This is a genomic window from Pelobacter seleniigenes DSM 18267, assembly GCF_000711225.1.
GTDB lineage: Bacteria > Desulfobacterota > Desulfuromonadia > Desulfuromonadales > Geopsychrobacteraceae > Seleniibacterium > Seleniibacterium seleniigenes.
Genome location: NZ_JOMG01000002.1, coordinates 3,001,089 through 3,014,189, shown reverse-complemented (window position 1 = coordinate 3,014,189; position 13,101 = coordinate 3,001,089). Strand labels below are relative to the sequence as shown.

Genomic DNA, 13,101 nt, shown 5'->3' with positions numbered 1-13,101 from the left:
AAAAACTAAACCATAACAGATCAAACAGAATGGGAACGACCTTGGAACAGGATCTTTTTCGCTACCGTCGGGTTGAAAAACACCTCTTGACGCTGATCGAGAGCGGCGCCCTGAAAAAGGAAGAGAAACTCCCGTCCCTGCGTCAGCTCAGCCGCCAACTGCAGGTCAGCATTTCGACGGTCAGCCAGGCTTATCTGGAACTGGAAAAAAAAGGGGTGATCAGCTCCCGTGAACGCTCCGGTTTTTTTGTCACCGCCACGGCCCGGGAACTTCCCCAGCCGGTCAGCCGTCCGCAGTTGCCGATGATTCCGACGTTCGGCCAGCGCAGCGATCTGATCCAGACCGTGCTGGAGGCCCTCGGCAACCACAGTTTGCTCCCCTTCGGCGTGGTCTCTCCGGCGGAAGAACTGCTCCCCGGCAAGACCCTGACCCGCCTGCTGACCACGGCCCTGCGCGCCGATCCGGCCAAAGCCTTGAACTATACCGGTGTTCACGGCGACCTGGAACTGCGTCGGCAGATCGCCATGCGTGCCCTGGACGCCGGCATCGCCACCAGCGCCGAAGAGATTCTCATCACCAGCGGTGCCCTGGAAGGGATCGCCATCGCCCTGCGTCTGCTGACCCGACCGGGCGACAATGTGCTGATTCAGTCGCCCAGCTATTTCTGTTTTTTGCAGTTACTCGAAAACTGCGGCCTGCGCGCCATCGAAATCCCCTCGTCGGCAACCGGCATCGACCCCGCTGACATTCGCCGGGCCATCAATCGGTTTGATATCCGTGCCGTCATCATGGTTCCTAATTTCAACAACCCGGACGGCAGTCTGACGCCGGATGAGGTCAAAAAAGAGATTGTCGGAATTCTGGCCCGGCGCAACATTCCGCTGGTGGAAGACGATGTCTACGGGGAACTTTCCTTTGCCGGGCGGCGACCGGCGACTTGCAAAAGCTTTGATGAACAGGGGCTGGTGATCCTGGCCTCATCCTTTTCCAAAACCGTGGCACCGGGCTACCGGGTCGGCTGGATGATCCCCGGCCGCTTTTACGACAAGGCGGTCGAGCTGAAAACCACCACCAATATCTGCACCGCCTCACCCAACCAGATGGCGCTGGCCGCGTTCTTGCGCGAGGGGTATTATGAGCGCCACCTGCGCCGCTTGCGCAGGGCCATTGAAACCCAGGTGGAAACCGTGCTGCTGGGACTGAAACGCGATTTCCCACCCGCCACCCGTGCCGCCCACCCGGCCGGAGGCGCCGCGGTCTGGGTCGAACTGCCGCAAGGGATTGACGCGGTGGAGTATTTTTATCGGGCCCGGGCCATGGGGATCAGCCTGGCGCCGGGGCCGATATTTTCCACCCAGGACCGCTACAACAACTTCATCCGCTTAAGCTGCAACGGTATCTGGAACGAGCGGTTGGAACAGGGCCTCGCCCGACTCGGGGAGCTGGCCCGGGAGTTGAGCAGCGTCTGAGTTTCCGCAAAACAGTCCAGATCAAAATATGCCGAAGCAAAAAGGGTCTGCCTCGTTAAAAACAAGGGTATTTTCTCCGGTGACAAAAGCCATCCCTTTAATGCTTGGATAAATGTGCCCGTCTTCAATGCGAACATGACCTTCAAAGATACTGCCAGTGATGCTTTCCTGCCGCCAGCCTTGTCCCGGAACAAGTTTTTTATCCGCCACAAGGCAAGCAAGCTTGGCACTGGTTCCTGTCCCACAGGGTGAGCGGTCATAAGCGCCACCGGGGCAAAGGACAAAATTCCGACTGTCGGCAACCTTTGTCGAAGGGGTTCCAAACAGTTCGATATGATCGATGGGCTGACCTCCTGCGCCGGTGATCCCCGCTGCGTTCAGTGCAAAGCGGATGCTTTCAGCGCAATCCGTTAATACATCAATATTTTGGGCACTGATATTCTGTCCATGATCCGCGGTCAGAAAAAACCAGTTTCCACCCCAGGCAATATCGCCAGAGATGGTTCCGTATTCCCCGGCATTGATAGAAATTCCTTGTTTAAACCTGTAGCTGACGACATTGTTCACCGTTACTTCGCCGGAGTCATGAAGAATGGTATTGACGTTCCCGACCGGAGTCTCAATAACATGCTGCCCTGGGGTTATCCGTCCGAGATAGGCAAGGCTACTCACAAGCCCGATCGTACCATGCCCACACATCCCTAAATATCCAATATTATTAAAAAAGACAACACCTGCGGTATTCGATGGGTTTTGCGGCTTACAGAGCAAGGCCCCAACAATCTCTGCAGAACCACGGGGCTCATTCACAATCCCGGCCCGCCAATGATCATATTTATTGCGGAAGACTTCTCTGCGTTCGGCCATATCGCCCTCCCCAAGATCAGGGCCTCCGGTGATAACCAGGCGAGTGGGTTCACCACCGGTGTGGGAATCTATGACATCGATTTTTGTCACTTGTTTTATTGTCACTGTTCAAACCTCATAATTAAATACAGCATGCTCACACCGCCACCACCAAGCAGGTTTGATAACCGGAGACGCACCACGCTCTGGCGAACCAGAGGTGCTGCTTCGGGTTGCTACGGGTTTTATCGTCAATCTTGTTTGGCAGCGACGGAAGCTATCAACGCGGATTTGGACTGCAACGGAGTCGAAAAAAGCCCTCCCCCAAAAAACGTTTGCAGGAGACCAACGTCACACAGAAATCAGGCTTTCAAAAATTATCAATATCGACTCTCGCAACAGGCGGGATTCCTCCAGATTATGACAACCTCTCATCCAACAATGTTTTTAATATAATCTCTTTGGTGATAGCTAAATGCTCACGCATACATCGTTGGGCACGCCCTCCTTCACCTGCAATAATGAAGTTGAGAACCTGCCTGGCGGTCACAATGGCATTGCGGATATTTTCGGAAGAGGCGGTCTGGAAAATGACCGAAGTCTTTTGATTGACCATGAGATGAATAATTTTTAGCAGTTCACCGAGCAGGGGATTTTTCCCGGCCCGCGCAATTTCGACATGAAAAGCAATGTCTTCAGTCAGATAGAGATATTCTTCACCGTAGCTATTTTCAAGTCTTTCGAAGACTTCCTGAAGAACCACAATCTGTTCTTCACTAATGACTTCCGCCGCCTTCTGCACCGCATGGCACTCCAAAACCTCACGAATTTCCATAAGATTGTACACACTGGCATGGCGGAAAAGGCTACAGACATCGGCTTCCTTCAGAGCCTTTTCTTCGGGAGGAGGATTCTTGATGAAGGTTCCTTTCCCTTGAATAACGACCACTTTGTCCATGACCGCAAGGGCATTTATTGCTTCACGGATCGTCGATATTCCAACTCCGTACTTGCCAGCCAATTCCCGGTAATTCGGTAATTGGTCATCAGGCTTGAGCTGATGGTTCTCTATTTCCTTTAAAATTCGTTTTACAACCTTTTCTGGGGCGGAATCGGTTTTAATTTTCATAGCAATTCACCAGATCATCTCATCATCTGAAATATCGTCGTTGATAATCGTCAGTGACCAAAAATCACTTTCGGAATGAAAGTCGTCACGACAGGACAATAGCTTACCAGGGCCAACACTAATAAATTCATCAAAATAAATGGAAAAATTGCCCAGCATACCTTTTCGAAAGCTTCCCCCGAAATGACCGAAGCAGCAAACAGACAACAGCCAACCGGGGGCGTTGCCAGTCCGGTAATCAAATTGACGCATGTCATGACCCCGGCCTGGAGAGGATCAAGGCCAATCTGGATATACAGAGGGATGAGAATAGGAGTCACCAGAATGACCGCTGGAGCATAATCCATGAACATCCCTAACAACAATAACGCCAAGTTAACCAGAATCAACACCTGCCAAGGGGACGATGTGATATCCAATATCGCTTCTGCCAACTTCATTGGGACTTGCTCCATCGCAAGGACCCAGCCGAACAAAGCCGCCGCTGCAACAATAATCATAATGGCGCCGCTCTCTATCGCACTGTCCCTCATAGCAGACAGAATCTGCCTCAGACCCAGGTTACGGTAAACCACCAACCCGACGAAAAGAGAATAAAAAACAGCAATGGCGGCAGCTTCGGTCGGGGTACAAAAGCCCGTCGCAATCCCCCCGACAATAATAACGGGAAGCATTAATCCCCAACTCACCTCTTTAAAGCACTTCAGCGCCTGTCTGGCTGTATAGCGTTGCTCTCTTTTCGGAAAATCGTATTTTTTCGCATAATAAAAAACCACAAACATCTGGAAAACGCCGACCAATATGCCAGGAATGATCCCGGCTAAAAACAGGTCGCCGATCGAAACATTACTGATCGCCCCGTAAAGGATGAAAGCCAAACTGGGGGGAATGATTGGCCCCATGGTCGAAGACGCAGCGGTCACCGCAGCACTGAAATCTTTTGGATACCCTTTTTTGACCATTGAAGGAATCAGTACTGAACCGACTGCGGTCGTATCCGAAATTGCCGCTCCGGTACAGCCACCGAAAAACATACTGACGAGGATATTGACATGGGCCAGCCCTCCCCTTAGGCGACCGACCAGCATGTCGGAAAATTCGATCAATGATTCCGTGGTTCCAGTCAGGTTCATCAATTTTCCTGCCAGAACAAACAATGGCACCGAAAGAAAAACAAAGGCATCCGTCGCTCTAAACAGTTTTATCGGTATCAATAAAATAGACAGATCCGGGTTGAACGCCAGATAGGTTAGAGAGCCCGCTAATAAAGACAACACAACCGGGATACCCAGCGAGAGAAACACAAAAAAGCTGGCGATCATTATGGCAACAGACATGGTATATCCTCTCTTGCCAGTTTTTTCTCACCCTCCTGACAAAGACTAACAATATTCTCAATCATGAAAATCAGCATAAACAATCCAGACAGGGGAATAGCGAGATACATCCAGCTCATCGACAAAAACCGCATGTAAGCAGCTGAGACGTCCCAAACTTTGATGGTTTGCAGGATCCCCGAGATGATCAGAAAGAGCGAGAGCAGAGCGATCAGGATACATGCCAGTATTTTTATATATTTTTGCCATGTCCTGGGCGCCAGGTTGATGATCAGTTCAATCTTGGCGTGAGAATTGTCTCTCAACGCCGTCGCCGTTCCCATAAAGGTTAGCCAGACAAACGCGTAGCGCGCGACTTCCGAAGACCAACCCAGCGAGTACCCCCAGAAAAAACGTAACACAATATTTGCAAACACCACCGGCGTCAGAATAATCATTGCCACCAGGCATACCAATCGAGACACACGCCAGGCAAAATCTGCAGCAGACGTCAACATTTTTCTCATGATCGTTCCGTTCACAGAAATCTGAAAATAGGTCTATCAAATGAAATATTGGAGCAGAAAGCCAAGACCGCTCCCCCTTGCGGCCTTGTTATGACAATTAGAGTAATTCTTGTGGAATCCCGGCCTCAGGAGCAGCTCCGACCGGATTCAAAGCTTGAATTTCATCAAACCAGACTTTCCATTGCGGATATTTGGCGAACCACTTGTCATAGACCGGCTGAGCAGCCTTAATGAACGGTGCCATATCGGGATAGGTCACTGTTTTACCTTGTTTTTCAAGAGCCTTGAGGACTTTTTCATCATTCAAATGGCTCCATTCCACCTGCATCGCAAGGGTCTCTCTTGCTGCCCCCAGAATGATATCCTGCTGTTCTTTGGTCAGCGATTCCATCTTTTTAGGAGAGATAAGGAAGACAAACCCAGACCAATAGTGGAACGTCATGGCGACAGAATCCTGGGCCTCGAAGAACCGGGTTGTATAGCTTAAATAGGGAGCATTGTCCTGGCCTTCAACAGCATTCATTTTAAGGGCGGTATACAGTTCCCCCCAATCGATGGGGGTCGGTGCTGCTTCAAAGGCTTTATACATATCGAGAAAAATCGGGTTCATCATACAGCGAATCTTGAACCCTTTCATATCGGCAAAACTATGAATCGGTTTTTTGCTGGTGATACAGGTTCCGGTGCCGTCTTCGGACAGACCGACAGCTTTCACGCCAATCTGTTTTTCCAATTCGTCCAGGATTTGCCGAACGGGGTAGCTTTGCAGCCCAGCTGTGAGGTGCTGATAGTTTTTAAACAAAAAAGGCAGGTTGATAAATTGCAGGTCATCCAGGAAACCGGACACATTCCCTGTTGAGGTCAGGCTGAAGTCAACAGCACCTTCCCGCAAAAATTCAATCAATTCTTCAGGGCTGGATGTTAAGGTTCCACCGGGATAAATTTGAATTTTAATCGCCCCGTTGGTTCTTTCCTCAACGAGTTTTTTAAAGACTTCGACTTGGAGCTGAATGGCACTGTTAATATTGTTTTCGTGAGCAAATTTGAGGGTAACAGGCTTCGCCTCAACCTTGGCAGCAAGACAGACAAGCCCCATTATCATTACGAACGAGGCCAGTCCTTTTACTTTTGGCAACTTGAACATCTTGATCCTCCTGGGAATGTGTTCCGAACATACCTTCACCTAAAAGATACTTTCAAAAGCAACGGCGCTCTTCCTCAATGGACACGTCGCTGGGTCCACACTTCCAACTTTAGAGCTCTATTCAAGCAACCAAACGTTTGATTTTTGCACCCTAGCAAGACCTCATCACACCTGTCAATATTTATCTGATGACATGATCAATAATAAACACACCAGACATCTGCCACAATCACAAATTTAAAACATATATGCTATTATTTCAAATAGTTATACGAACTCCTCTCATCGACAAAAAATCAACACACCTGCCATATGCTTAAAAAATAAATCATGTCGTCAGATCTATTGTCGATAAAAATTCAACCTTGAAGCAAAGCGACAAGACCATGGCAGCACCGGCAATGGATTCAGAACGGCATCTGGCAAGCCATAGGTCAAAGAGAGGGGGATGGTATAAGGCCAAGGAAGATAACAAAAAAGTGAGTGATAAATTCCCTTCAACAGTCAAGGTTGCAAATCAACTGAACAATAACAACATCCAATACCAGGTTTTATATGATATACTTGCTCTCCAAATATGAAACTTAAGCTTCATTAACCGCACGTTCCATTTGCGAGCTTTCCGGAGGACAGGTGGCACCGTCATACATCATTCCCGCCCTGGCACGGTCATTTGAAGTCATCGATTACATTTCCAAGGCTCCGCAGGGGGTGACGTTCAGCGAGATCGTCAACTACCTGCAAGCGCCGAAAGCCTCTATTTACCGGATACTGCACACCCTGGAGAGCGCCTCCTGGGTGGCTCGGCAGGGGGATAAATACCATCTCGACTACATGTTTATCCATTACGGAATGCTGACCCTGTCGCGTCGTGACCTACCCAAGGTGGCCGGCCCGTACCTGCAGCAGCTGACCAAGGAACTAGGCGAAACCACCCACCTGGCCGTCCTGTCCGGCAAGCAGAGCATGCTCGCCGCGGTCTGCGAAAGCCAGCATCATATCAAGCTATCCTCCCCGGTCGGCACCCTACTGCCCCTCAACTGCACCAGCCATGGCAAAATTTTCTTGGCCTGGGCGGTCACCACTCCGCTCGAAGCCTTCCTTAAAGATGTCGAGCTGGTGTCTAGAACGACCCACTCGCTGACCACGGTGGACGCGCTGAAGGAAGAGATTTCCCGAATCCGGCAGCAGGGCTATGCCCTGGACAATCTGGAATTTTTCGACGATATCCGCTGTTGCGCGGCGCCGGTCTTTGACGGTACCGGTCGTTGCGTCGGCGCCATCGGCACCACGGCAACGGCGGTGCGCTTCCCCTTGAGTGCGGTGGCGCAGATCTCCGCCAAGGTTAAAAGCACGGCAGCAGCCATCTCCGAAGCCATGGGCAAAAAAAACTCTTGATTTGGCTTTTCCCGCCCTGCTCCGGCAGGGTGGGGTCAATCCCCTCCCTCACCCAACCATGACCGATGACTCACCAGCGACTCAACAGACCATTTGCAGATCACCGGAAGGAAAGGTCCTGAGCGGAACTTTCTGAACATTTCCACCAGCGTTTTCATTGTCACCCATTTTTAATGCCAACCCCTATTGACAACCGCACTATTCAGTGTACATTTTTTTATATCATAAACCTTGTTTCATATTTAAAACCGAAGGAGGTCACATGAAAAAGCTGACTATCACCATGGTCATGTTCCTGTTCGCCGTCGGGCTCGGTTTGGGCGTCAGCACTCCAAAAGCTGCAGCCGCAACCTATCTGTTTAAGTATGCCAACACCCAGTCCGCCAGCCATCCCCGCAGCAAATCGATGGAATTTTTCAAAACGGAACTGGAAAAGGCTTCGGGTGGGCGGATTGCTGTTGAACTCTATTTTGGTGGTGTTCTGGGCAAAGAGGCCGACACCCTCGACATGGTGAAAATGGGAGCGATTCAAGGTGTCCGCGGCGGCTTGTTTGAAAGAGCGAACAAGCAGTACCTGATCTACACCCTGCCCTTTATGTTTGAAAACACCGCTCAGGTTCTCGCTGCCATGAACAGCCCGATCGGTCAGAAAATCAATGAAGGGGCATTGCAAAACGGTTATTACATCCCCGCCACCGGTGTCGCCGGGGGCTTCCGCAATATCACCAACAGCAAGCGGCCCATCGCCACTCTGGCGGATATCAAGGGTTTGAAAATGAGAACGCCGCCCATCGATATGACCATCAAAACCTTCCGTGCCCTGGGCGCCAACCCGCAGCAAGTCCCCTATACGGAAACCTATATGGCCCTCAAAACCGGAGTTGTCGATGGCCAGGAGAACCCGTTTTCCAATATTGTCGATATGAAATTTTATGAAGCGCAGAAATACCTGTCCGTGGTGAATTGGCAGGTTCATCCCGACCCGTTCTACGTCAACCTGGCCTGGTATAAAGCCCTGCCCGCCGATCTGCAGACAATTTTTGACCAAGTCGCCAAAGAAACCATCAAACGGTCGAATGACCTCTGGCTCGGTTCCGAGGATGGATTTTTCCAGATTCTGCAGAAGGAACTGGCCGTAAACACCCTGACGCCCCAAGCCCGGGCGGAATTCCGGGAAGCCGTAAAACCGGTCTGGCAAGGCTATGTCGATGATGGTTTCTTCACCTGGGACGACATCAATCAGGTGAAGAAGTTTGCCGAATAAACCAGATCCGGGAGCCTCCGGCGAACCCACGTCGGTCCCGCCGGAGGCTTTACAATCACCATGACATCATTCAAAACAATCATCCAACGCAGTCAGTCCGGGCTGGCCGTGCTGCTGGAAAAAGCGGTCACGGTATGTTTTGCGGTTATCTTCGTGCTGACCATCCTGCTGGTCATGCTGCGCTATCTGTTCAACTCGTCCATCAGCGGTGGCCATGAACTGATCGGCTATCTGTTCATCTATACGACCTCCCTCGGTGCGGCGGTCTCCATCTGCCGCAACGAACATATCCGGATCGCCTACTTTGTCGATCTGCTGCCACCGTTTCTGCACAAACTGAGCAGGATCCTGGGAGCTGTCCTGGTCGCGGCTATCAACCTGATTATCGCTTACCTGAGCCTGTCCTGGCTCAGTCAGATCGGCGATTCCCCGTCGCCGGTGCTGAGAATCCCCATGTGGGTGGTCGAAGTCTCGGTGCCCATCGGCTGCCTGTTCGCAGTACTGTTCTGCCTCAGCGCGATTATCCGGGAATTGCTTGGCAAGGAAGGGGACGATTCAGCATGACTCTGCTGCTCCTCTCCCTGACCGTGCTGTTGCTCCTGGGGATTCCCATTGCCTATGCCCTGGGCCTGTCCGGATACATCTATTTCCTGGTCGACCAGCCGCTGCTCCTTGCCATCCTCCCGCAGCGCCTTTATTCGGGGATGGAATCCTATTCGATGATCGCCCTGCCGCTGTTCTGCCTGATGGGCTACCTGATGAACGCCGGCGGCATCACCGCCCGGCTGATTGATTTTTCCCTGCTGTTCGTGGGTCGTTTCCGCGGCGGCCTGGGCCTGGTCAACGTGTTGTCGAGTATGATTTTCGGTGGGATTTCCGGCTCTTCGGTCTCCGACACAGCCTCGGTCGGGGCGATCCTGATCCCGGAGATGCAGAAAAAAGGCTACAGCGTTGAATATTCCAGCGGCATCACCGTGGCCTCCTCGACCATGGGGATGATCATCCCACCCAGCGTGCCGATGATCATCTATGCGCTGGCCGCGGAACAATCCGTCGGCCGACTGTTTCTGGCCAGTGCCATTCCCGGAATCCTCATCGGCATCTTGATGCTGGTCATCACTTTGGTCATCTCCTATCGTAAAAAACTGCCCCGCGAAGCAGCCCAGCTCTCCACGACAGAAAAGAAAAAGTGCCTGCAGCGGGCGATTCTGGCCCTGATCATGCCGATTTTCGTTATCGGTTCCATTGTTCTGGGGGTCGCAACCGCGACCGAAGCCGCTGCCATCGGCGTGCTCTATTCCCTGCTGGTCGGGTTCTTTGTCTTTAAAACCCTGCGCCTGCGCGACATCCCGGAGCTGGCGCAAAAGGCGATCATCACCAGCGCCAACGTCATGATCATCATTGCCTTTTCCAAACTTTATATCTGGATTCTGGCCCTGGAACGGGTTCCGCAGATGCTGGCCAACGGGGTGATGAACCTGGGGCTGCCGACCTCTGCCGTGTTTATCGCCGTGATCCTGATCATTCTGGTCTGCGGCACCTTTATCGACGTTTCCCCGGCCATCTTATTGCTCACCCCGGTCTTTCTGCCGCTGGTCGCTGCCTTTGGCATGGACGGCATTCAGTTCGGGGTTATTCTGATCACCGGCCTGGCGGTGGGTCTGGTGACTCCGCCGGTCGGCATGTGCCTGAATGTGGCCTCGGCCATTTCCAAGCTGGAAATAGGGGCGATCTTCACCGCCGCGCTGCCGTTTCTGGCCGCCAATCTGCTCACCCTGTTACTGATCGCTTTTGTACCGGCGTTAACGCACTGGCTGCCGTCACTGTTAATGCCGTAAATCGAACCAAATGGAGAAAATTCTTATGGACGTTAGACACCCGATCCACCCCGACCACAGCAAAACCTTTAGCACCGACCAACTGCGCCGGGAATACCTGATTTCCCAGCTTTTCACCCCGGGACAACTGAACCTGACCTACAGTCATTTCGACAGGATTATTGTCGGCGGGATCATGCCGACGCTCACCCCTCTGGCTTTGGAAGGGGGGAAAATCCTCGGTGCTGATTCCTTTTTCGAACGCCGCGAAGGCGGTGTCATCAACATCGGCGCGCCGGGCACGGTGATCATCGACGGAACCGAGTATCCCCTCGGCCGGCACGACGGGCTGTATATCGGCAAAGGCGCTATGGCGGTCTCCTTTGCCAGCGCTGACAGCGCCACGCCGGCCAAATTCTACTTCCTGTCCGGCCCGGCTCATCAGACTTACCCCCATCGGCGGGTGACCCGGGACGATGCCCGCCAGGTTCATCTCGGCAGCTTGGCGGAATCGAACGAGCGCACCATCTACCAGTATCTGCACCCGGAAGTCCTGGACAGCTGCCAGCTCTGCATGGGGATGACGGTCCTGGAACCGAACTGTGTCTGGAATACCATGCCGACCCACACCCATGAACGGCGCATGGAGGTGTACCTCTATTTCGATATGGATCCAGAAGCGCTGGTCTTTCACTTGATGGGGCCGCCGGACGAAACCCGCCACCTGGTCATGCGCAACGAGGAAGCCGTCATTTCGCCCAGTTGGTCGATCCACAGCGGGGTCGGAACCAGGAACTATACCTTCATTTGGGGGATGGTGGGAGAGAACCAGACCTTTACCGACATGGACCCCGTGGCCATGCAGGATCTCAAGTAAGCCTGAACGGCAGGGGGCGGCCCGGGCGGATCGTCCGGGCCGGTTTTGTGCTTGATGAGCTGGCGAAGAGCTGTCTGTCAGATGAACCGCTTCATCAGCTCATCAAGTTTTTCATCCAGATTGTCCAGGGTCACCCCGAACTGGCTGCAGGCCAGGTCAATGCGTTCACGCCGGCCCGGTAATTCCAGATCATTGACCCGGCCGAGCAACCCCAGTCGCCGTCCCAGCTGATAGCGCAGACGCTCTTCGGCCGGCAGCTGCAGGAAATTTTCGATCACCCCTGCCATTACCGCCTGGTCCTGCGGCAATTGCCCTTCGATCTCCTGAAACAGGTTGAGGATATGATCACTGCGCAGGAAGCTGGTCACCCCCTCTAACTGTCTCAGGAACAGCAGTAACTCCTCCGCCACTTCCAAATCGGTCAATTTGTCGAAGCGACCGCTTTGCCAGGCCTCATACAGTTCGGTATGGTTGGGAATAGCCAGGGTCCGCAGGCGGATATAGTCAGGGTTGATCTGATTGATCGCGGCGGCCGTGGCCATGGCGTGTTCCCGTGACAGCCTGCGCCCGCCCAATCCGGGCATGACATATTCGGAAAGCTCCATCCCGGCGGCCTTCACCTTGAGCCCGGCCCGCACATGCTGAGCCTGAGTGGTCCCCTTCTGAACCATTTCCAGCACTTCATCCGCGCCCGATTCAAGACCGATATGGATCCGGTTCAACCCGGCAGCAGCAAACCGCTCCAGATCGGCGGCCTCAATCCGATCGATGGTCTGGGCCCGGGCATAGGTGGTAATCCGCTTCGGCCAGGGGAAACTGGCGCGGATATGCTCGAGAATTTGCACGATATCATCGGGCTTGGCCACCAGGCTGTTGGCATCCTGCAGGAAAATCGACTTTTTCCCGCCGGCAAGCCAGTTATGCGCCGCATACAGAGCCATTTCCGTGGCTTCGTCAAGGTCATCCGCAAGCCGGCCCAACTCACGATAGGTCACCGGCCCGTAGCGCTGTTGATACTCCTCGATCCGTTCCAACTGGGTTGCCACCGTATCGATGTCGAGCAGGATATGGGGCAGCGGCCGCAGGGAGAATTTTTCCCCTTTGTAAACCGGGCAGAAGGTGCAACGGTTCCATGGGCAATTGCGGGTCACCCGCAGCAACAGGCTGGCGGCCTCGCTCGGCGGACGGATCGGGCCTTGCTCGAACCCGGCATAGGTCTTTTCATCGGCTTTATTTTTTGGCATAGGCTTCATCTCAAAACGCCTGCTATTTCGACAAGAACAGTCAACATTGAATTGGCAACAATCCCGGCCA

Annotated in this window: 12 protein-coding genes; 6 read left to right on the top strand and 6 right to left on the bottom strand. The window is 52.8% G+C overall.

Annotated features, from left to right (window positions below; all coding sequences use genetic code 11):
• The first annotated feature begins 29 nt into the window (after positions 1 to 29).
• On the top strand, positions 30 to 1,469 hold the full coding sequence (locus tag N909_RS0116610; protein WP_029917125.1) for an aminotransferase-like domain-containing protein: 1,440 nt from the start codon (positions 30 to 32) through the stop codon (positions 1,467 to 1,469).
• Between the two features lie 21 nt (positions 1,470 to 1,490).
• Here N909_RS0116610 and N909_RS0116605 read toward each other — a convergent pair whose 3' ends face one another.
• The 5 genes from N909_RS0116605 to N909_RS0116585 form a co-directional block, all read right to left on the bottom strand.
• Entirely contained in the window at positions 1,491 to 2,435 is a 945-nt protein-coding gene (locus N909_RS0116605; RefSeq protein ID WP_036683945.1) for a proline racemase family protein, read from the bottom strand.
• A 298-nt stretch (positions 2,436 to 2,733) separates the two neighbouring features.
• Positions 2,734 to 3,444: a FadR/GntR family transcriptional regulator gene (locus N909_RS0116600; protein WP_029917119.1), complete on the bottom strand. Its 711-nt coding sequence runs from the start codon at positions 3,442 to 3,444 to the stop codon at positions 2,734 to 2,736.
• Between the two features lie 50 nt (positions 3,445 to 3,494).
• Positions 3,495 to 4,766 (bottom strand): TRAP transporter large permease, encoded by a 1,272-nt coding sequence (locus N909_RS0116595; protein WP_084167791.1) that lies wholly within the window; start codon positions 4,764 to 4,766, stop codon positions 3,495 to 3,497.
• Positions 4,766 to 5,287: a TRAP transporter small permease gene (locus N909_RS0116590; protein ID WP_029917114.1), complete on the bottom strand. Its 522-nt coding sequence runs from the start codon at positions 5,285 to 5,287 to the stop codon at positions 4,766 to 4,768. The genes N909_RS0116595 and N909_RS0116590 overlap by 1 nt, the downstream gene beginning before the upstream one ends.
• Before the next feature lie 97 nt (positions 5,288 to 5,384).
• Positions 5,385 to 6,431, bottom strand: a complete 1,047-nt coding sequence (locus tag N909_RS0116585) for a TRAP transporter substrate-binding protein (RefSeq protein ID WP_029917111.1) — start codon at positions 6,429 to 6,431, stop codon at positions 5,385 to 5,387.
• A gap of 633 nt (positions 6,432 to 7,064) precedes the next feature.
• Here N909_RS0116585 and N909_RS0116575 point away from each other — a divergent pair.
• From N909_RS0116575 to kduI, 5 genes are all read left to right on the top strand, one after another.
• A complete protein-coding gene (locus N909_RS0116575; RefSeq protein ID WP_029917106.1) occupies positions 7,065 to 7,829 on the top strand; it encodes an IclR family transcriptional regulator in 765 nt (254 codons plus the stop codon).
• 262 nt (positions 7,830 to 8,091) lie between these two features.
• On the top strand, positions 8,092 to 9,093 hold the full coding sequence (locus N909_RS0116570; protein ID WP_029917104.1) for a TRAP transporter substrate-binding protein: 1,002 nt from the start codon (positions 8,092 to 8,094) through the stop codon (positions 9,091 to 9,093).
• 60 nt (positions 9,094 to 9,153) lie between these two features.
• Positions 9,154 to 9,657: a TRAP transporter small permease gene (locus N909_RS0116565; RefSeq protein WP_029917102.1), complete on the top strand. Its 504-nt coding sequence runs from the start codon at positions 9,154 to 9,156 to the stop codon at positions 9,655 to 9,657.
• Positions 9,654 to 10,931 (top strand): TRAP transporter large permease, encoded by a 1,278-nt coding sequence (locus N909_RS0116560; RefSeq protein ID WP_029917100.1) that lies wholly within the window; start codon positions 9,654 to 9,656, stop codon positions 10,929 to 10,931. The genes N909_RS0116565 and N909_RS0116560 overlap by 4 nt, the downstream gene beginning before the upstream one ends.
• 25 nt (positions 10,932 to 10,956) lie before the next feature.
• On the top strand, positions 10,957 to 11,787 hold the full coding sequence (kduI, locus tag N909_RS0116555) for a 5-dehydro-4-deoxy-D-glucuronate isomerase (protein WP_029917098.1): 831 nt from the start codon (positions 10,957 to 10,959) through the stop codon (positions 11,785 to 11,787).
• Positions 11,788 to 11,864: 77 nt separating this feature from the next.
• Here kduI and N909_RS0116550 read toward each other — a convergent pair whose 3' ends face one another.
• A complete protein-coding gene (locus tag N909_RS0116550) occupies positions 11,865 to 13,040 on the bottom strand; it encodes a radical SAM protein (RefSeq protein WP_245613612.1) in 1,176 nt (391 codons plus the stop codon).
• Positions 13,041 to 13,101: the final 61 nt, after the last annotated feature.